We start from the raw sequence: 18,732 nt of genomic DNA, 5'->3' as shown, positions 1-18,732 counted from the left end.
GCCGTGCCTGGGGAATGCATATAAGTCCTGGCTACGGGATCGCAACGAGGAGTTTACGACTGATGAGCACTAAAAAGCCTGCCGCACCCAAAAGCGCACTGGCCGGGACCGATACCCTGGACCGCGGCAACACCAACACCAAGCTCGATAGCCTGGAAAAATTCCGCTCCGACGCCACCGACCAAGCCCTGCGCACCAATCAGGGCGTGAAGGTTTCGGACAATCAGAACACCTTGAAGGTCGGTGCTCGCGGGCCATCGTTGCTGGAAGACTTCATCATGCGTGAAAAAATCACGCATTTTGACCATGAGCGGATCCCGGAGCGCATCGTTCACGCCCGCGGTACCGGTGCCCATGGCTTCTTCCAGACCTATGAAAACCATTCCGTACTGACCAAGGCCGGTTTCCTGCAGGATCCGGGCAAGAAAACTCCGGTCTTCGTGCGATTTTCCACGGTGCAAGGCCCACGTGGGTCAGGCGATACCGTGCGGGACGTGCGAGGTTTCGCCGTGAAGTTCTTCACCGACGAAGGTAACTTCGACCTGGTGGGCAATAACATGCCGGTGTTTTTCATTCAGGACGCGATCAAGTTCCCTGACTTCGTGCATGCGGTAAAACCGGAGCCACACAACGAAATCCCTACTGGCGGCTCGGCCCACGACACGTTCTGGGACTTCGTTTCGTTGGTGCCGGAATCCGCGCACATGGTGATCTGGGCCATGTCCGACCGAGCGATCCCGAAAAGCCTGCGCAGCATGCAGGGCTTTGGCGTGCACACGTTCCGCTTGATCAATGCCGAAGGGAAGTCGCGCTTCGTCAAATTCCATTGGCGCCCAACCGCCGGTACTTGCTCACTGGTGTGGGATGAGGCGCAGAAGCTCGCCGGCAAAGACACCGATTACCACCGCCGCGATCTGTGGGAGTCGATCGAGATGGGCGACTACCCGGAATGGGAGTTGGGCGTGCAGATCATCGAGGAAGAAAACGAACATAAATTCGACTTCGATATCCTCGACCCGACCAAGCTGATTCCGGAAGAGCTGGTACCGATTACGCCGCTGGGCAAAATGACCCTCAACCGCAACCCCGACAACTTCTTCGCCGAAACCGAACAGGTTGCCTTCTGCCCCGGCCATATCGTGCCGGGCATCGACTTCTCCAACGATCCTTTGCTGCAGGGGCGGCTGTTTTCCTACACCGATACGCAGATCAGCCGACTCGGTGGGCCGAACTTTCACGAAATCCCGATCAACCGTCCCGTAGCACCGTTCCATAACGGCCAACGGGATGCGCTGCATCGCACTACCATCGACAAGGGCCGCGCCTCCTACGAGCCGAATTCCATCGATGGCGGCTGGCCGAAAGAAACGCCGCCCGCCGCGCAGGATGGTGGATTCGAGACCTACCCTGAGCGCATCGACGCCAACAAGATTCGCCAGCGCAGCGAGTCGTTCAGCGATCATTTCTCCCAGGCGCGGCTGTTTTTCCACAGCATGAGCAAGCACGAGCAGGAACACATCATCTCGGCCTACAGCTTTGAACTGGGCAAGGTCGAGCGTGAATTCATCCGTGCGCGTCAAGTGAACGAGATCCTGGCCAACATCGACCTGGAACTGGCCAAGCGCGTGGCCCTGAACCTTGGTTTGCCGGCGCCGAAGGCTGGCACCGTCGACGTGCGTAAAACTTCCCTGGACCGCTCACCGGCCTTGAGCCAGGCCAACCTGCTGCCGGCGGATATCAAAACCCGGAAAGTGGCGATTCTCGCGGCCAACGGTGTCGATGGTGCTGCGATTGATGCGATGAAGAAGGCGCTGAAGGCCGAAGGTGCGCACGCCAAATTGCTCGGCCCGACCTCCGCGCCGGTGACCACCGCCGATGGCAAAACACTGCCGGTGGATGCTTCGATGGAAGGCTTGCCTTCGGTGGCATTCGATGCGGTATTCGTGCCCGGTGGCGCGGCGTCGATCAAAGCGTTGAGCACTGATGGCGTGGCGCTGCATTACCTGCTGGAGGCGTACAAGCACTTGAAGGCCATTGCGCTGCATGGCGAGGCGAAGCAATTGCTGGATGTGTTGAAGCTTGAGGTGGACGCGGGGCTGATCGTGGGGGCGGATGCCAAGTTGATCAAACCGTTCTTTGCGGCGATCGGGCAGCATCGGGTTTGGGATCGGGAGCCTAAGGCCAAGGCGATTCCGGCTTAAGGATTGGTGTAGGTAGAGAGGACGCCTTCGCGGGCAAGCCTCGCTCCTACAAGAATTGCGTCGTTCGTAACACAAGCGAACGACACGATTCTTGTAGGAGCGAGGCTTGCCCGCGAAGCTTTTAAGGTTTACGCGGGCTCAAGACGATCTGCGCCGGAACGTTACGCAGGATCTGCTTCTGCAGATTCATATCAAAATTCGAATCCAGCTTCTTCACCCGTTTGGTTAGCAATGTGGCCAACCAAGGGTAATCCTGGGTGCGCGGCGCCTGGATGCTGACATCGCACTGGTAATTCACTACATCGGCGGCGATCGCATCCAATTGACGACGAAGCTTGGTCATATCGGTGAGGTTCAACGCAATGGTGGTGCTTTCAGCCGTAGGATCGATGACTTTGGCCTGTGGCTTGGCCTCGGCAGCCAGGAGCGCAGCTTCAGCCCTGTCCAGCTCGGCTTTACGGGCATTGACGATGGCGTTGTTGACCCCACCCGTGAGCGCCGGAGCCTTTGGCATTAATGCCCGAGCCCGAGCCAGCGCCGTGGCGGCCGCATTCACATCGCCCTTCTGCAACACGATCTGGCTGCGGCGCAGATAAGCTTCGGCCAGTTGCCGCTGATATTGCACAAGGGATGGATCGTCGGGCGACTGGGCCTGCAAGGTCGCCAGTTGATCTTCGGCAGTGGCCAGCTCGCTGCTGGCCAGGTTTTGTTCCAGCTGCGCGATGGCCGTGGCCCGGGCATCGGTCGCCTTAGTGGTGGCCGATGGCGTGCTTTGGCAAGCGCCCAGTAGCAGCGAAAATGCGACAAGGAGCAGATAACGGGAGGCTAACAGCTTCATTCCTGCGACTCTCTATTTGCGCAAAAAACGAGCAAGTCTACACCCCTCGACGGGGCAGGACAAAACTCAGCAGAAACAGTGCGGCGGCCGTCACAACAATCGATGGGCCTGCCGGGGTGTCCTTGAACCACGACAGCGCCAGCCCGCCGCAGACCGCGAGCATGCCCAGCAGGCTCGCGCCCAGCGCCATCTGCTCCGGTGAGCGGGCGTGACGTTGTGCCGCAGCCGCCGGGATGATCAACAGCGAAGTAATCAGCAACACACCGACGATTTTCATCGCCACAGCGATCACCACCGCGATCAGCAACATCAGGGTCAGGCGCAGCGCCGGCACGGGCAAACCTTCCACTCTGGCCAGTTCTTCATGCACCGTGATCGCCAGCAATGGCCGCCATAATGTCACCAGCAACGCGAGTACGGCCGCACTGCCGCCGAGTATCCAGGCCAGATCGGTCGGGCTGATCGCCAGCAAGTCGCCGAACAGATACGCCATCAGGTCGATCCGCACTTCGTGCATGAAGCTTAGTACGACCAGGCCCAGAGAGAGCGTGCTCGGTGCGAGAATTCCCAAAAGCGTGTCGGACGCCAGCGGCTGACGCTGTTGCAACGTCACCAGCAGCACCGCCAATAGCAAACAGCCGACGGTGACGGCCACGGTCGGGCTGACATCCAGCAGAAAGCCCAACGCCACGCCGAGCAAGGCCGCGTGGGACAAGGTGTCGCCGAAATAGGCCATGCGCCGCCAGACCACAAACGAACCCAGGGGTCCTGCGACCAGCGCCAAAGCCAGACCTGCAAGCAGGGCGTAGAGCAGAAAATCAGCCATGCTTGCAGCTATCTCCATGGACATGGGCCGTCGGGGCCGCGCTGACCACCGAACCATGCAGGTCATGGGCGTGGTCGTGGTGGTGGTGATAAATCGCCAGGCTTTGTGCGTTCTTTCCGAACAGCTCGACGAAAGCCGGGTCGCCACTGACCTGTTCCGGGTGCCCGGAGCAGCAGACATGACGATTCAGGCAAACCACTTGGTCGGTGGTGCTCATGACCAGGTGCAAATCGTGGGAAACCATCAACACGCCGCAGCCATGACGGTCGCGCAGCCGAGTAATCAGGCTGTAGAGCTCGGCCTGGCCGGCCACATCGACGCCCTGCACCGGTTCGTCGAGCACCAGCAGTTCCGGCTCACGCAGCAGGGCACGAGCCAGCAGCACACGCTGCATTTCACCACCGGAAACACTTTGCACCGGGCTGTCGATCACCTGCTCGGCGCCGACTTCCTTGAGTGCCGCCAAGGCCCTGGCGCGGTCCACGCCCGGCACCAGACGCAAGAAGCGCAGCACGGACAGCGGCAGCGTCGGATCGACGTGAAGTTTTTGCGGCATGTAACCGACCCGCAGTTTCGGCTTGCGCCAGACGCTGCCGCTGTCCGGCTTCAACAGGCCGAGCACGGCGCGCACCAGCGTGGTCTTGCCCGCGCCGTTCGGGCCGATCAGGGTGACGATCTGCCCCGGCTCGACGCTCAGCTCGATGTTATCCAGCACGTTCTGCCCGGCAAAGGTGACGGCAACCTGCTCAAGGCGGATCAGCGCATTGCTCATCAAGCCCCCTGGCAACCCGAACAGACGCCGACCACTTCGACCGTCTGGCTTTCGACGACGAACCCGACATCCTTGGCGCTGCTGATGATGGCGTCGCTGATGGACTTCTGTTCGAGCTCGATGGCGGCGTGGCATTCGCGGCAGATCAGGAACTGGCCCTGGTGGGCATGCTCCGGGTGATTGCAGCCAACGAAGGCGTTCAGCGAGGAGATGCGGTGGACGAGGCCGTTTTCCAGCAGGAAATCCAGCGCTCGGTACACAGTTGGCGGCGCGGCACGGCGGCCGTCCTGCTCGCTGAGTACCGCGAGAATGTCATAGGCACCCAGCGGCTTGTGGCTTTGCCACACCAGTTCCAGCACCCGCCGACGCAAGGCGGTCAGGCGCAAGCCTTGACGTGCGCACAAGGCATCGGCCTCAGTCAGTGCGCTGTGCACGCAATGAGAGTGGTCGTGGGGACGGCTGGCAATCGGTGTTTTAGGCATGAGCAGCGACGAGTTTTGTGAGAGACGTTATTATGTTACCCGTTCTCGCCTCTTCGAGTGGTCATCGTGTCCCGACTTTTTTCTATCTTTGTCACATTTGTCGCAAGTTTTCTGTTCATTGGCTCAGCTCAAGCCGACGTCAAAGTCCTCACCAGCATCAAGCCGCTACAGCTGATTGCCGCTGCGGTGCAGGACGGCGTGGCGATTCCGGAAGTGCTGCTGCCACCGGGTGCTTCGCCGCATAACTATGCCTTGCGTCCATCCGACGTGCGGAAGGTGCAATCGGTGGATCTGGTTTACTGGATTGGTCCGGACATGGAAGGTTTCCTGCCTCGCGTGCTGAACGGTCGAACGCTGCCGAGCGTCGCCGTGCAGGATTTGCCGGGGCTGAAACTGCGTCGTTTCGCCGACGAAAACCATTCCCACGCGGAAGAAGCCGATGAGCATGACCACGATCATCGCCCAGGCAGCCTGGACTCGCATTTGTGGTTGTCCCCGGTAAACGCTCGGGTGATCGCCGGCAAAATGGCCGCTGACCTGAGTGCAGCCGATCCAGCCAATGCCGCGCGTTATCAGAGCAATCTCAAGGCGTTTGACGAGCGGCTGGATGCGCTGGACTTGCGCTTGAAGGCGCGTCTAGCCGGTATCGCGGGCAAGCCCTACTTCGTGTTCCACGAGGCTTTCGACTACTTCGAAGACGCCTACGGGCTCAAGCACACTGGCGTATTCAGCGTCACTGCCGAAGTCCAGCCGGGTGCTCAACATGTCGCAGCAATGCGCACGCGCTTGCAGGAAGTCGGCAAGACGTGTGTGTTCAGTGAGCCGCCGTTGCGTCCACGCCTGGCGGAAACGCTGGTGGCTGGCCTGCCGGTTAAATTGGCGGAGCTGGATGCGCTGGGTGGGTACACACCGGCGACTGCGCAGGGGTATGAGCAGGTGCTGGAGAAATTAGGGAATGATTTGGCGGGGTGTCTGGAGTCGTTGTAACCCGGATATTTGTGTCGCCCCCAATCGCGGCCAAGCCTCGCTCCTACGAAATTTGTGCCGTTCGCAGATAATGTGAACGACACAAACCCTGTAGGAGCGAGGCTTGCCCGCGAAGCTTTCAAAGGGCGAAAGGCAACGGCGTACTGACCTTCTGCCGTTGCGCCAACCGCTGCTGAAACTCCATCGGATCGTGAATCAACACGTCCTGCCCGGCAAACGACTCCGCAGCGATCAACCGTGACAACCAGAACCGCACACACGCCACGCGCAACATGGTCGGCCACAACTCGGCTTCGGCTGCCGTAAATGGCCGCAACGCCGCATAAGCCCCAAGCAATGCTCGTGCGCGCGGCCCGTCAATCAGCCCATTGTCATCCGAGCACCAGTCATTCAAGGCAATGGCCACGTCGTAGAGCATCGGCCCTGAGCACGCGTTGTAGAAATCAATCAACCCGGTCAGGTGCGTGCCTTCGAACATCGCGTTATCGCGGAACAGATCCGCGTGGATGTTGGCCCGTGGCAACGCCAGAATTTTCGTCTTCTGCTGAGTGATTTCGTCCAGCGCCCGTTGCAGCAAATCACTCTGCTCGGCATTAAGGTGGGACAGCAACTGCGTGCCCTCCTCCAGCATCCAGTCCAGGCCACGATCGGTTTTGCGCTTGATCATGTTGGCCTGGGTCGCCAGGTGCAAATGGCCCAGCAACTCGCCGACTTGAGCACAATGCTGCGCGTTGGCTTCCTTGATGTGCTTACCGGCCAGGCGTGGCTGCAACAGAGCAGGTTTGCCGGCCAGTTCGCGCAAGGCGACGCCGTCGGTGGTGCGCAGCGCGTAAGGCACCGGCAGATCAGCCTCGTGCAGCACATCGAGCAGTTCGATGAAGAACGGCATTTCCTGAACCGGACCGCGCTCGACCAGGGTCAGGACAAATTCGCCCTGCTCCAGGCTGATGAAGAAATTGGTGTTTTCACTGCCGGCGGCAATTCCCTGGAAATCAAGCAGGCGGCCGAGCCCGTATGGGGCGAGAAAGGTTTCCAGCTCGGGCCGAGCCAGCGGGGTGAACACAGACATGTTTAAACTGCCAGTACGGGCGCCGCTGCTTGAGCCAGCGCCGATTGAAATTAAGAAACTACTTCCACTCAAAAATTTTCCACGACGGAATCAGCATATCCGGCTGGTCCGAGCGGATGAAGTTTGCATCTGTACCGTCCGCACGCACCAGGAAATACGGCGGTGCGCCCTTCGGTGTGACCTTGATCGCGTACAGGAAACCGTTTTGGCGGTACTCCTGGATCGTTTTGTCCCCTTCCGTGCGAATCGTGACTTCCGGCTCCGGTGTCGGCGCATCGTCCGCCGCCATGACGGCCAGGGGAACGGTTGCAAACAAGCCAGCCAGCAACAGGCGATTTAGTGTGCGCATGATAACCTTGTCCCTTTGTCGTCAACGGTCCCGCTATTCTAGCGCCGGACCCGCCGAAAAGGTTGATCCTGCTCATGAGCCAAGCCCCCCTCGTCCTGGTGGACGGTTCTTCTTACCTGTACCGCGCCTTTCACGCCCTGCCGCCGCTGACCACTTCCAAAGGTCTGCCGACCGGTGCGGTCAAAGGCGTGCTGAACATGCTCAAGAGTCTGCGCAAGCAGTACCCGGACAGTCCGTTCGCCGTGGTGTTCGACGCCAAGGGTGGGACTTTTCGCGATGACATGTACGCCGAATACAAGGCCAACCGTCCGAGCATGCCGGATGACATGCGCGTACAGATCGAACCCCTGCACCAGAGCGTGATCGCGCTGGGCTTCCCGCTGCTGTGCGTCGAAGGCGTCGAGGCCGATGACGTGATCGGCACCCTGGCCCGCAGCAGCGCCGCGGCGGATCGCCCGGTGGTGATCTCCACCGGCGACAAGGACATGGCACAACTGGTCGACGGCCACATTACCTTGGTCAACACCATGACCGGTAGCGCGCTGGACGTTGAGGGCGTGAAGGAGAAATTCGGCGTCGCTCCCGAGCAGATCATCGATTATCTGGCGCTGATGGGCGATTCTTCCGACAACATTCCGGGCGTTCCGGGCATTGGTCCGAAAACCGCTTCCGGCCTATTGGTGGGCGTGAACGGCGGCCTGACCGAGTTGTACGCACAGCTCGACATCGTCCCGACCCTGCCGATTCGCGGCGCCAAGACCCTGCCGGCCAAGCTCGAAGAGCACAGGGAGATGGCGTTCCTCTCCTATCAACTGGCAACCATCAAGATCGACGTGCCGCTGGACATCGGGCTCGACGACCTGCAAATGGGCCGGCCGGATCACGACAAACTCGCTGAGCTCTACACCCTGCTCGAATTCAAGAGCTGGTTCGAAGAGAACCAGCGCGATGCCAAGCGTTCCGGCCAGGAAGTCAGCGCCCCGGTGGTTGAAGAAGCCGCTGTCGAGACCGAGCTCAAGTACACCACGATCCTCACCCAGGCCGATTTCGACCTGTGGCTGAAGAAACTCAACGACGCCAGGCTGATTGCCTTTGATACCGAAACCACCGGCATCGATGCCCAGCAGGCGCAACTGGTCGGTCTGTCGTTTGCTGTACAGGCCAACGAAGCGGCCTACATCCCGCTGACCCATTCCTACATGGGTGTGCCGGATCAGCTCGATCGCGACACCGTGCTGCGCGCGTTGAAACCGATTCTGGAAGACCCGAACAAACTCAAGGTCGGCCAGCATGCCAAGTTCGACATGAACATCCTGGCCAACTGTGCCATCGGTGGCGACCAGAGCTGCGGCATCACCGTACAAGGCATCGCCTTCGACACGATGCTCGAATCCTACGTGCTGGATTCCACCGCGACTCGCCACGACATGGACAGCCTGGCGCTCAAGTACCTGAACCACACCACTACGAGTTTCCAGGACATCGCCGGCAAGGGCGCCAAGCAGCTGACGTTTGACCAGATCTCACTGGAACTGGCCGGGCCCTACGCCGCCGAAGACGCCGACGTGACGCTGCGCCTGCACCAAACCTTGCAGGAAAAGCTCAATGCCATCCCGAGCCTGAGCAAAGTCCTGAGCGAAATCGAAATGCCGTTGGTGCCGGTGCTTGCGCGAATCGAACGCCAAGGCGCGCTAGTCGATGCCAATCTGCTGGGCATTCAAAGCGTTGAACTGGGCGACAAAATGGTCGCGCTGGAGCGTGAGGCATTCGCCATCGCTGGCGAAGAATTCAACCTCGGCTCGCCGAAGCAATTGGGCGTGATCCTGTACGAAAAGCTCGGCTTGCCGATCCTCAGCAAAACCGCCAAGGGCCAGGCGTCCACCGCCGAAGCCGTGCTGGCGGAACTGGCCGAGCAGGATTACCCGTTGCCCAAGGTGCTGATGCAGTACCGCTCGATGAGCAAGCTGAAAAGCACTTACACCGATCGCTTGCCGGAGCAGATCAACCCGCGCACCGGGCGGATTCACACGTCCTATCATCAGGCTGTCGCGGCGACCGGGCGTTTGTCGTCCAGCGATCCGAACTTGCAGAACATTCCAATCCGCACTGCCGAAGGGCGGCGGATTCGTCAGGCGTTCGTCGCGCCAAAAGGCTACAAGCTGCTGGCGGCGGACTATTCGCAAATCGAACTGCGGATCATGGCTCACCTGGCCAAGGACGAAGGTTTGCTGCACGCGTTCCGCAATGACCTGGACGTACACAAGGCCACCGCCGCCGAAGTGTTCGGCGTGGAACTGGCCGACGTCACCACCGATCAGCGTCGCAGCGCCAAGGCGATCAACTTCGGCTTGATCTACGGCATGAGCGCGTTTGGCCTGGCCAAGCAGATCGGCGTTGATCGCAAGCAATCCCAAGCGTATATCGACCGTTATTTCGCCCGCTACCCGGGTGTTCTGGAGTACATGGAACGCACCCGCACTCAGGCGGCCGAGCAAGGTTTTGTCGAGACCATCTTCGGCCGTCGCCTGTACTTGCCGGAAATCAACGCGAAAAACCCGGCGCTGCGCAAAGGGGCCGAACGCACGGCGATCAACGCCCCGATGCAGGGCACGGCGGCGGACATCATCAAGAAAGCCATGGTGGCGGTGGATAACTGGCTGACCTCCTCGGGCCTCGACGCCAAAGTCATCCTGCAGGTGCACGATGAATTGGTGCTTGAGGTTCGTGAAGATCTGGTCGACCAGGTCCGCGATGAAATTCGCGCGCACATGAGCGACGCCGTGAAGCTGGATGTGCCGCTTCTGGTCGAGGTTGGCGTAGGTAATAATTGGGATGAGGCTCACTGAGCCGTCTGAAAAGGCGATTTCTGCTGCGGCATAGCGCCGCGGCAGAAGGGTGAAGGGCCCTTATTTCGGAAAGAAATCACACTTATTACAAATGGTTTCTGAAGCTCCGGAACTAAACCTGTGAACTGCCACTCAGAGTTACTGAATGGCTGGTGAAGCCCTTCGAAGCTCCTATGTTGTGTTAAGTGTTGGCAGATATCTGGACCCCGCCCTAGCGGTCCGGAACTTGAACCCCGGAACTTCCCCCTCCCCATAAGAAGTCCGGGGTTTTTTTTGCCTGCGATTTATTGCTGGGCAACCTCGGAGCCTTTGTCCGCCAGTTCCATCCAGCCTGCCAATACAGTGTAGGCGTCTTCCAGGCCCATGCGTTTTGGCGCCGAGAACAACTGGATGCTGATCGCATCGCCCCACCCTTTGCGGATGTCTGTCTGAACCTTGAGCAGGACGTTTTTCGCCGCGCCGTAGGTCAGCTTGTCGGCTTTGGTCAGCAAAATGTGCATCGGCATGCCGCTGGCGACCGCCCAGTCGAGCATCAACAGGTCGAAGTCGGTCATTGGATGACGGATGTCCATCATCAGAATCAGGCCTTTCAAACTCTCGCGACCACCCAGATAGGCTTCCAGGTGACGCTGCCAGTGCAGCTTCAACGGGATAGGCACTTTCGCGTAACCGTAACCCGGGAGGTCGACCAGACGACGATCATCGTCTAGCTTGAAGAAGTTCAAGAGCTGCGTGCGACCCGGAGTTTTCGAGGTCCGCGCCAGGCTGGCGTGCGTCAGGGTGTTCAGCGCACTGGACTTGCCGGCGTTGGAACGCCCGGCGAAGGCCACTTCAAAGCCTTCGTCGTCGGGACATTGGTCGACTTTGGCAGCGCTGAGCATGAAGGTGGACTGTTGGCACAGGCCGAGGATGGGGTTCTTGAGTTGCATGGGATTTCCGATGTGGGCGGCGCCGGGAATGGACGCGGCAAGCGGTGTCGTTTCCGTTTCAGTGACGCCAGTATATAATGCCGCAGATTTTGTGTGCGCTTTGTCCCAGCGTAGGATGAAGTTCACGAGAGCGATTGACCTTGATTGCGCACTAGAACGCAGAACGCTCTCAACCCTGAAAAGGTCGTTTTATGACGAAATGGCTGCTAGCTGCCGGTGTCTTGATGCCGCTTTACAGCGCTCAGGCTACACAGGATCCGGAAGCTGTGTACAACCGTGTTTGTGGCGCCTGTCATTCCGGCCAACTACCCATGGCGCCCAAAAAGGGCGATCAGGAAGCTTGGACGCCGAGGTTGGCGAAAGGTATGGAGACGCTGGTGCAACACGTGACCCAGGGTTTCAAGGCGATGCCGCCGCGTGGTTTGTGCATGGACTGCAGTGCCGAGGATTACCAGGCCATCATCCAGTGGATGAGCGAGTGATCCCGGTCCATAACTCTTTAACCCTTAGCCGTAGTTGGATTAGCTGATGAACAAATTGATCGTGAGTCTGCTGTTGACCGTGGGGATCTCCGGCGTAGCCCATGCTGCAGGTGATGCAACTGCTGGTCAGGCGAAAGCCGCAGTATGTGGCGCCTGTCATGGCCCGGATGGCAACAGCATGGCGCCTAACTTTCCGAAACTGGCAGGCCAGGGCGAGCGTTATCTGAACAAGCAGCTGCACGACATCAAGTCCGGCAAACGCACCGTTCTGGAAATGACCGGTCTGCTGACCAACCTGAGCGATCAGGACCTGGCTGATATGTCCGCCTACTTCGCCAGCCAGAAAGGCAGCGTTGGCGCCGCCGACCCGAAAGTCGTGTCTCGCGGTGAAGCCTTGTTCCGCGGCGGCGACCTGGCCAAGGGCCTGCCAGCCTGCACCGGCTGCCACTCTCCGGATGGCAAGGGCAACGCAGCTGCCGGCTTCCCGCATCTGGGTGGGCAGCACGCTCAATACGTTGCCAAGCAATTGACCGACTTCCGCAAGGAAGAAGGCGGTCGTGCCAACGACGGCGACACCAAACCGATGCAGAGCATTGCCAAAAAGCTGAGCGACGAAGATATCGCCGCGGTGTCCAGCTACATTCAGGGCCTGCACTAAGACCGGCGAATCGGGCGTCGCGCGGGGTGTACATCTCCTGCAACGTTAACGCTCTATTAATCCGTCGCAGCAAGTATAAAAAGGGTGGCTCAGGCCGCCCTTTTTTGTGGCCGCTGCCGTTACACTACAGAACTCAAGCCCGCCAGGACCTGTCTGAAAACAGGTCGCGCGAGGCGACCAAAATTGTCCAGGAGTAAAGCATGCGTAATCTGATCATCAGCGCCGCACTCGTCGCTGCCAGCCTGTTCGGCATGACTGCCCAAGCCGCCGAAGCACCCGCCGCCCCTTATGTCGAACTGACCAATCCGGTTCCTGTCGCCGTGCCTGGCAAGATCGAAGTCGTGGAGCTGTTCTGGTATGGCTGCCCGCATTGCTACTCGTTCGAGCCGGTGATCAATCCCTGGGTTGAAAAATTACCTTCCGATGTGAACTTCGTGCGCATTCCTGCCATGTTCGGCGGCCCATGGGACGCACACGGCCAAATGTTCCTGACCCTTGAAGCCATGGGCGTTGAGCATAAGGTTCACACGGCGGTTTTCGAAGCTATCCAGAAAGAACACAAGAAGCTGGTCGACAAGAATGAAATGGCCGACTTCCTCGCGACTCAAGGCGTAGACAAGGACAAGTTCCTGGCGACTTTCGACTCCTTCGCCATCAAAGGCCAGATCAACAAAGCCAAAGAACTTGCCAAGAAATATGAAATCTCCGGCGTTCCAACCATGGTCGTCAACGGCAAGTATCGCTTTGACGTAGGTTCCGCCGGCGGCGCCCAACAAGCACTGCAACTGGCCGACAAACTGGTCGACCAAGAGCGAGCGGCTAACAAGGCTGCTGCCAACTAAGCGCGGGGCCCGCCATGCGCCGCTGGGGAACTGAACGCGTCGTCGGCCTGCATGATCCGCGGGTCAACGAGCATCACCTGGAATCGACGGGCTTGCCCGCGGACAGCCGTCTGCGTTTGCTCAGTTTCAATATCCAGGTGGGCATCAGTACCGAGCGGTATCGGCACTATCTGACCCGGGGCTGGCAACACCTGTTGCCGCACACCGGGCGCGCCGACAATCTGCAAAAAATCGGCAATCTGCTGGGCGACTTCGATCTGGTCGCCTTGCAGGAAGCCGATGGCGGCAGCCTGCGATCAGGCTACGTCAATCAGGTGGAACACCTGGCGCAACTCGGCGCCTTCCCCTACTGGTATCAACAACTCAATCGCAATCTCGGTCGTCTCGGCCAGCACAGCAATGGCGTGCTCAGCCGCCTGCGCCCGTGGGCGATTGAAGATCATCCGCTGCCGGGTCCCAAGGGTCGCGGGGCCATCCTCGTGCGTTTCGGCGAAGGTCCGGAGGCGCTGGTGGTGGTGATGATGCACTTGGCGCTGGGCGCTCGGGCCCGCAGCATGCAACTGGCTTACATCCGCGAGTTGATCGGCGGTTACAAACACCAGGTGCTGATGGGCGACATGAATACCCACGCCAGTGATTTGCTGCAAAACTCCCCGTTGCGCGACCTCGGCTTGCTCGCGCCGCAACTGGAAGCGACGTTCCCCAGCTGGCGCCCGCAGCGTTGCCTGGACCATATTCTGCTCAGCCCCACGCTGACCCTTGAAAAGGTCGAGGTGCTGGCACAACCGATTTCAGATCACCTGCCCGTCGCGGTAGAGATTCGTCTGCCGGGTTCGCTCACGGCCGATGCGTTCCCCGCGTTGAGTCCTGCCCCTTCGCGGATCCCTTGAATGAGCGACGAAACACAGCGCTGGAAAGAGAAATACCTCAAAAGCATCGAACAACAGGAAAAGCTCGAACGCCGATGGGATGCCCGGCTCGACTTGCTGCGCCGTGGGCTGGTGCGCAGCACCCTGGCCGCAGAAGGTACCGATCGCGCCGTTGACCAGTGCATGAAGGAGATGCGCGAAGTCGTGCGCACCGATGACATGGACGCCGGCCTGGCCGCCCTGCTTCCGCGCCTGGAAAAAGCCGTACTCGATTCCGAGCAACGCCGGGAAACACGGGTCAATCAGACCAGCGTTGCACTGACTGCTCTGGTGACTCAGCTGCAAACACTGCCATTGCCTCGCGAAGTCAGCCGTCCGCTGAAGAACTTTGCCAAACAACTGGACAGCCGAGTCAGTCAGGCCCGTGAGATTCCGTTGCTGCTCAGCGAACTGAGTGGCCTGCAAGGCAAAGCCTTGCGTCAACTGGATACCCCGGCAGAACCTGATCGCCCCGGTTTTTTGCAGCGACTGTTTGGTAACCGGGAAGCGGATGAGGCCGCCCCTCAGCTCGCCGCTCCTGCGGTACAAGCGGCACCCCAGCAAACTGTCGAACCGCTTGCCGAGACCCCGCCGGTAACGGTTGATCTCGCAACCACGGTCGAACAGCCAACCGTAATCGACGTCAAACCCGCCGCTGCAACCCCTGAATCACTGGAAATACACGCAACGGAACCTGCTCCTGAAGTGGTGGCGTTTGTCCCACCTGTGCTTCAGCCAGAGACCGCATCTGCACAAGCAGTAGAGCCACAGACACAGCCGAACATCGAACAATTGGTAGATCCTACGCCAGCCGAGCAGGTGCAGCAGGCCGTCAACCCGGATGAACTGACCCCGGTGACCGTTGAGGCGGAGCACCTCGCGCCCGAGGATATTCTCTACGCCCTGCCCGACTCACCCGAGCCGTCCTACAGCTCTGTCGCCAAGCACATAGAAGACACGCTCCTGGGCCTGCTCGACGACCTGACGCTGCCCGAACGCCATCGACCGCAAGCCGAAGCGATGCGTGATCGCCTGCAAAACGGGTTGAACTGGTACGAACTGATCCCGATCCTCGACGATCTGGCAACGTTGATGCTGGCGATCACTGACAGCGGTCAACATGAATTCGAAGCGTACCTGCAGCAACTCAACGAACGTCTCGAATCGTTCCAAAGCAACTTGCAAGCAGCCAGCGACGGCCATGCCGACAACCGCTCGGCTGCGCGTGAAATGGATACGCAGATTCGCGAGCAAGTCGATGGCCTCCAGAGCAGCATGCAGGAAGCGGCGGACCTGGACGATCTCAAGCACGTCTTGGAGAACCATCTCGAAGGCCTGCTCGGCACCATGGATCAACACCAGAAGCAGCGCGACGAACGTGAGCAGGAAGTCGCGGCTCGGTTGCAAAGCCTGGCCGAACGCGTGGCGCACATGGAACAGGAAGCGCTGGGCTACCGCGAACACCTTGAAGAACAACGGCAGAAAGCCCTGATCGATCCCCTCACCAGCCTGCCCAATCGAGCGGCCTGGAGCGAGCGGCTGGAGCACGAAGTCCGCCAATGGCAGCAACACGGCAACACTTTGTTGCTGGCGATGCTCGATCTCGACCACTTCAAACGCATCAACGATAACTACGGTCACCTGGCAGGTGACAAAGTGCTGAAAATCATCGCCAGCGTGCTGCGCAAACGCCTGCGCGGGACGGATTTCATTGCGCGGTTCGGCGGTGAGGAATTTGTCCTGTTGATGCCCGCCACCCCATTGGCAAGCGGCGCCAAATTGCTGGAATCCTTGCGTGCCTCCATCGAAGCCTGCCCTTTTCACTTCAAGGGCGAGCGAGTGACCATCACCATTTCCATGGGCTTTAGCGCATTCAAATCCGGTGAACACAGCGACTTGGTGCTTAAAAGAGCCGATCAGGCGCTATACCGTGCGAAAAATGCCGGTCGCAATCGAGTAGCGGCTGGCTGACAGCCAATTGTTCCATTTTATTTAAAACAGCGCTTTTGCCCTCTGCGCGCAAGTCAGTACGTTACACTGTTGCATTACTGTCTTGCGTGTATTGCCTCCTGCCATGAAATGTCTTGCTCTCATTGTGTTGCTGCTTCTGTTGGCCGGTTGTGCCAGCGGTCCACGGATCGACACCAGCCACCCTTCAGCCAATCACGACAGCCGTATTCAGTTCGTGGTGGTGCATTACACCTCCGCCTCGCTCGAGCACTCGTTGCAATTGCTGACCCACGGCGAGGTCAGCAGTCACTACCTGATCGGTGACGACAAAGGCGCCACCATCTATAAGCTGATGGATGAAAATCTCCGGTCCTGGCACGCAGGCGAAAGCGAATGGCAAGGCCGGACCTGGCTCAATTCCAGCTCCATCGGCATCGAGATCGTCAATCCAGGTTTCAAAGACACGCCGACGGGCCGCCTTTGGTATCCCTACAGTGAAGATCAGGTTCAGTCGCTGATCTTCCTGCTCAAGGACATCAGCAAGCGTTACAACATCAACCCTCGTTCCATCATTGGCCATAGCGACATTGCGCCACTGCGCAAGCTCGATCCCGGCCCACTGTTCCCATGGAAGCGCCTGGCTGCCGAAGGCATAGGCATCTGGCCAAACGAGCAGGCCGTCGCACGCCAACAAACCCGGTTCGCAGCAGAACTGCCGAGCATCAGCTGGTATCAGGGACAACTGGCCCGAATGGGTTATGCCACGCCACAAACGGGCGAGCTTGATGTCGCCACGCGCCATGTACTGGCGGCCTTTCAAATGCATTTCCGCCCCACCCGATTCGATGGTACCCCCGACGCCCAGACGGCGGCGCTCCTGCAAGTTTTGAATCAGACAAAATAATGACGCCCGCCCGACGGTAAGGGCTTTTTCTCAATCAGCAGCTATAACTCATTGGTAATTCTTCGGATATCCATAATGACTGTAGCTCGAGAGACGCTTCGTAGCTGGTTCTATCGCCCCTGGTTTTTGGCGATGCTGGCTGCTGCCTTGAGCGCAACGTTATTGATGGCCGCCAGCCTTTTTTTTGCGATGCATCAGGTCGAGCAGAGGGAAAGCCAGGAAATGAACGCCCAGGGCGAGCGTTTCCTCGCCCGGCTGGAACAGCTGTTCGGGCAGCTGCGCGAAAGCCTCGACGATCTGGAAGCCCAACCCCTGCGTGGCTGCGATGATGAAATGATCGCGACCTTGCAACAGGTCAGCTTCAATTACCGCTTCGTTTACGAAGCCGCCTACATGGATGCCTCAAGGATTTGCTCGAATCGCCCTCGCCAGGAGGGGTTGTCGCTGAGTCGATCACCGGACATCAAGGGCCCCACCTACAGCTACTGGCTGAACACCACCACCGAACCCGATGAAAACCGCGCTGCGTTGATGCTGGGACGCGGCAACTTTCGGGTCGCAACCTCTCGCGGCCATTTGACCGACATGGTCGATCTGTCCCCCGGCAGTAGCCTGTTGGTGGTGCTTTCCCATGGCACTCGTGCGATTCCTGTCCTCGGTGCCGCACAGGTCTGGCCGCCCACGGAATTCTGGCCCCTGGAAAGCCGCGATGCGCTGCAGGTGACACAAACCCGCTTGATTTACCGTATGCCCACCAACAATCCCGAATACCAATTGGTGCTGATCAACCCACGCACGAACATGCATGTGCCGGCCGTGTGGTGGTGGCTGCTGCCGGCCAGTCTGGCGCTGGGTGTCCTGGTCGGTTTCATGGTGTTTCTGCTGGTGCGCCAGCGTCAGTCACTGGACGCTGAACTGAACGGCGCCATTCGACGGGGCGAATTGCAGGTGTTGTATCAGCCGATCTTTGATCTCGACAGCCGCAACTGTGTCGGGGCCGAAGCCTTGCTGCGCTGGCGAAGGCCGGACGGCACGCTGACCAGCCCCGACCTGTTTATCCCGATGGCGGAAAACACCGGCCAGATCCGTCAGATGACCGACTTCGTATTGCAGCGACTTCTCGAACAACTGGGGCATCTGCTACGCGCCAATCCGCAGTTGTACGTCTCCGTCAACCTTGCAGCTTGCGACGTCATGGTGCCGCGCATCGGCCAGGTGATGGCACGTCTGCTGACCTTGCACCGGGTCGCGGCGAAGCAGATTGCCTTCGAGGTGACTGAGCGGGGCTTGATCGATGTGGTGGTGGCCAGGGAAAACCTGCAAGCCTTGCGCGATGTCGGGCATCAGGTGCTGATCGATGATTTCGGCACAGGCTATTGCAGCCTTGCCTACCTGCAAACCTTGCCGGTGGATTGCCTGAAAATCGACAAGGCGTTCATTGATGCGCTAGGCCATGATGCCGCCAGCAGCGGCGTGGCACCGCACATCATTCACATGGCCCAGGCCCTGCAACTCAGGGTGATTGCCGAGGGCATAGAACATGAAGCCCAAGCGGCGTTTCTGAGCAGCGAAGGGGTCAAGTATGGTCAGGGCTGGCTGTTCGCCCATGCACTGAGCGCCGTGCAGTTCATCGAACTGATTACCCGTGGTCGCCGACTGAGCAATCGACGCCTGGATGATGAAGCCTGA

The 18,732-nt window shown here is 59.5% G+C and carries 17 protein-coding genes; 10 read left to right on the top strand and 7 right to left on the bottom strand.

Annotated elements, in window-relative coordinates:
• Nucleotides 1-62 precede the first annotated feature (62 nt).
• Complete coding sequence (katE, locus tag ACIQV9_RS20990) at nucleotides 63-2,201, top strand: catalase HPII (RefSeq protein ID WP_403105278.1); 2,139 nt, start codon at nucleotides 63-65, stop codon at nucleotides 2,199-2,201.
• A 121-nt stretch (nucleotides 2,202-2,322) separates the two neighbouring features.
• On the opposite strand, the gene ACIQV9_RS20985 is transcribed toward katE, so the two are convergent.
• From ACIQV9_RS20985 to zur, 4 genes are read right to left on the bottom strand one after another with little or no spacing between them, the layout of a single operon-like run.
• Entirely contained in the window at nucleotides 2,323-3,039 is a 717-nt protein-coding gene (locus tag ACIQV9_RS20985) for a PA5502 family lipoprotein (protein ID WP_403105275.1), read from the bottom strand.
• A 37-nt stretch (nucleotides 3,040-3,076) separates the two neighbouring features.
• Nucleotides 3,077-3,865 (bottom strand): zinc ABC transporter permease subunit ZnuB, encoded by a 789-nt coding sequence (gene znuB / locus ACIQV9_RS20980; RefSeq protein WP_017341765.1) that lies wholly within the window; start codon nucleotides 3,863-3,865, stop codon nucleotides 3,077-3,079.
• Nucleotides 3,858-4,637 (bottom strand): zinc ABC transporter ATP-binding protein ZnuC, encoded by a 780-nt coding sequence (gene znuC, locus ACIQV9_RS20975; protein ID WP_403105271.1) that lies wholly within the window; start codon nucleotides 4,635-4,637, stop codon nucleotides 3,858-3,860. The genes znuB and znuC overlap by 8 nt, the downstream gene beginning before the upstream one ends.
• Nucleotides 4,637-5,119 (bottom strand): zinc uptake transcriptional repressor Zur, encoded by a 483-nt coding sequence (zur, locus tag ACIQV9_RS20970; RefSeq protein ID WP_403105268.1) that lies wholly within the window; start codon nucleotides 5,117-5,119, stop codon nucleotides 4,637-4,639. The genes znuC and zur overlap by 1 nt, the downstream gene beginning before the upstream one ends.
• Before the next feature lie 66 nt (nucleotides 5,120-5,185).
• On the opposite strand from zur, the gene ACIQV9_RS20965 reads away from it, so the two are divergent.
• A complete protein-coding gene (locus ACIQV9_RS20965; RefSeq protein ID WP_403105265.1) occupies nucleotides 5,186-6,106 on the top strand; it encodes a zinc ABC transporter substrate-binding protein in 921 nt (306 codons plus the stop codon).
• 118 nt (nucleotides 6,107-6,224) lie between these two features.
• Here ACIQV9_RS20965 and ACIQV9_RS20960 read toward each other — a convergent pair whose 3' ends face one another.
• Together ACIQV9_RS20960 and ACIQV9_RS20955 are read right to left on the bottom strand one after the other, a co-directional pair.
• On the bottom strand, nucleotides 6,225-7,175 hold the full coding sequence (locus ACIQV9_RS20960) for a homoserine kinase (protein ID WP_219094754.1): 951 nt from the start codon (nucleotides 7,173-7,175) through the stop codon (nucleotides 6,225-6,227).
• A 58-nt stretch (nucleotides 7,176-7,233) separates the two neighbouring features.
• A complete protein-coding gene (locus ACIQV9_RS20955) occupies nucleotides 7,234-7,524 on the bottom strand; it encodes a DUF2782 domain-containing protein (RefSeq protein ID WP_076029142.1) in 291 nt (96 codons plus the stop codon).
• A 74-nt stretch (nucleotides 7,525-7,598) separates the two neighbouring features.
• Between ACIQV9_RS20955 and polA the strand changes: the two genes are divergently transcribed.
• Entirely contained in the window at nucleotides 7,599-10,370 is a 2,772-nt protein-coding gene (gene polA / locus ACIQV9_RS20950; RefSeq protein WP_403105261.1) for a DNA polymerase I, read from the top strand.
• 284 nt (nucleotides 10,371-10,654) lie between these two features.
• Here the strand turns inward: polA and yihA are convergent, their stop codons facing one another.
• Entirely contained in the window at nucleotides 10,655-11,299 is a 645-nt protein-coding gene (yihA, locus tag ACIQV9_RS20945) for a ribosome biogenesis GTP-binding protein YihA/YsxC (RefSeq protein ID WP_109627074.1), read from the bottom strand.
• Nucleotides 11,300-11,490: 191 nt separating this feature from the next.
• Here yihA and ACIQV9_RS20940 point away from each other — a divergent pair, with 191 nt between their 5' ends.
• The 7 genes from ACIQV9_RS20940 (at nucleotide 11,491) to ACIQV9_RS20910 (ending at nucleotide 18,732) form a co-directional block, all read left to right on the top strand.
• Nucleotides 11,491-11,781, top strand: coding sequence for a cytochrome c5 family protein (locus ACIQV9_RS20940; protein WP_008156007.1), 291 nt, complete (start codon nucleotides 11,491-11,493; stop codon nucleotides 11,779-11,781).
• A gap of 46 nt (nucleotides 11,782-11,827) precedes the next feature.
• Entirely contained in the window at nucleotides 11,828-12,439 is a 612-nt protein-coding gene (locus ACIQV9_RS20935; RefSeq protein ID WP_403105256.1) for a c-type cytochrome, read from the top strand.
• Nucleotides 12,440-12,639: 200 nt separating this feature from the next.
• Nucleotides 12,640-13,281: a thiol:disulfide interchange protein DsbA/DsbL gene (locus ACIQV9_RS20930; RefSeq protein WP_403105253.1), complete on the top strand. Its 642-nt coding sequence runs from the start codon at nucleotides 12,640-12,642 to the stop codon at nucleotides 13,279-13,281.
• A 14-nt stretch (nucleotides 13,282-13,295) separates the two neighbouring features.
• The gene (locus ACIQV9_RS20925) at nucleotides 13,296-14,171 is read left to right on the top strand and encodes an endonuclease/exonuclease/phosphatase family protein (RefSeq protein WP_010465613.1); all 876 of its coding nucleotides are present in this window, start codon (nucleotides 13,296-13,298) and stop codon (nucleotides 14,169-14,171) included.
• Nucleotides 14,172-16,160, top strand: coding sequence for a diguanylate cyclase (locus tag ACIQV9_RS20920; RefSeq protein ID WP_403105249.1), 1,989 nt, complete (start codon nucleotides 14,172-14,174; stop codon nucleotides 16,158-16,160).
• Between the two features lie 103 nt (nucleotides 16,161-16,263).
• Nucleotides 16,264-17,043 carry an N-acetylmuramoyl-L-alanine amidase gene (locus ACIQV9_RS20915; RefSeq protein ID WP_403105246.1) on the top strand — a complete coding sequence of 260 codons (780 nt, stop codon included), beginning with the start codon at nucleotides 16,264-16,266 and terminating at the stop codon, nucleotides 17,041-17,043.
• 75 nt (nucleotides 17,044-17,118) lie between these two features.
• Nucleotides 17,119-18,732, top strand: coding sequence for an EAL domain-containing protein (locus ACIQV9_RS20910; RefSeq protein ID WP_403105243.1), 1,614 nt, complete (start codon nucleotides 17,119-17,121; stop codon nucleotides 18,730-18,732).

This window comes from Pseudomonas sp. NPDC099000 (assembly GCF_044759925.1).
Classification (GTDB): domain Bacteria; phylum Pseudomonadota; class Gammaproteobacteria; order Pseudomonadales; family Pseudomonadaceae; genus Aquipseudomonas.
This window is presented reverse-complemented; position numbering and strand designations above follow the sequence as displayed.

Bases quoted from the DNA above. Each gene is read 5' to 3' on its own strand.
- katE (WP_403105278.1), top strand. From the start codon at position 63: ATGAGCACTAAAAAGCCTGCCGCACCCAAAAGCGCACTGGCCGGGACC.
- ACIQV9_RS20985 (WP_403105275.1), bottom strand. From the start codon at position 3,039: ATGAAGCTGTTAGCCTCCCGTTATCTGCTCCTTGTCGCATTTTCGCTG.
- znuB (WP_017341765.1), bottom strand. From the start codon at position 3,865: ATGGCTGATTTTCTGCTCTACGCCCTGCTTGCAGGTCTGGCTTTGGCG.
- znuC (WP_403105271.1), bottom strand. From the start codon at position 4,637: ATGAGCAATGCGCTGATCCGCCTTGAGCAGGTTGCCGTCACCTTTGCC.
- zur (WP_403105268.1), bottom strand. From the start codon at position 5,119: ATGCCTAAAACACCGATTGCCAGCCGTCCCCACGACCACTCTCATTGC.
- ACIQV9_RS20960 (WP_219094754.1), bottom strand. From the start codon at position 7,175: ATGTCTGTGTTCACCCCGCTGGCTCGGCCCGAGCTGGAAACCTTTCTC.
- ACIQV9_RS20955 (WP_076029142.1), bottom strand. From the start codon at position 7,524: ATGCGCACACTAAATCGCCTGTTGCTGGCTGGCTTGTTTGCAACCGTT.
- polA (WP_403105261.1), top strand. From the start codon at position 7,599: ATGAGCCAAGCCCCCCTCGTCCTGGTGGACGGTTCTTCTTACCTGTAC.
- yihA (WP_109627074.1), bottom strand. From the start codon at position 11,299: ATGCAACTCAAGAACCCCATCCTCGGCCTGTGCCAACAGTCCACCTTC.
- ACIQV9_RS20940 (WP_008156007.1), top strand. From the start codon at position 11,491: ATGACGAAATGGCTGCTAGCTGCCGGTGTCTTGATGCCGCTTTACAGC.
- ACIQV9_RS20935 (WP_403105256.1), top strand. From the start codon at position 11,828: ATGAACAAATTGATCGTGAGTCTGCTGTTGACCGTGGGGATCTCCGGC.
- ACIQV9_RS20930 (WP_403105253.1), top strand. From the start codon at position 12,640: ATGCGTAATCTGATCATCAGCGCCGCACTCGTCGCTGCCAGCCTGTTC.
- ACIQV9_RS20925 (WP_010465613.1), top strand. From the start codon at position 13,296: ATGCGCCGCTGGGGAACTGAACGCGTCGTCGGCCTGCATGATCCGCGG.
- ACIQV9_RS20920 (WP_403105249.1), top strand. From the start codon at position 14,172: ATGAGCGACGAAACACAGCGCTGGAAAGAGAAATACCTCAAAAGCATC.
- ACIQV9_RS20915 (WP_403105246.1), top strand. From the start codon at position 16,264: ATGAAATGTCTTGCTCTCATTGTGTTGCTGCTTCTGTTGGCCGGTTGT.
- ACIQV9_RS20910 (WP_403105243.1), top strand. From the start codon at position 17,119: ATGACTGTAGCTCGAGAGACGCTTCGTAGCTGGTTCTATCGCCCCTGG.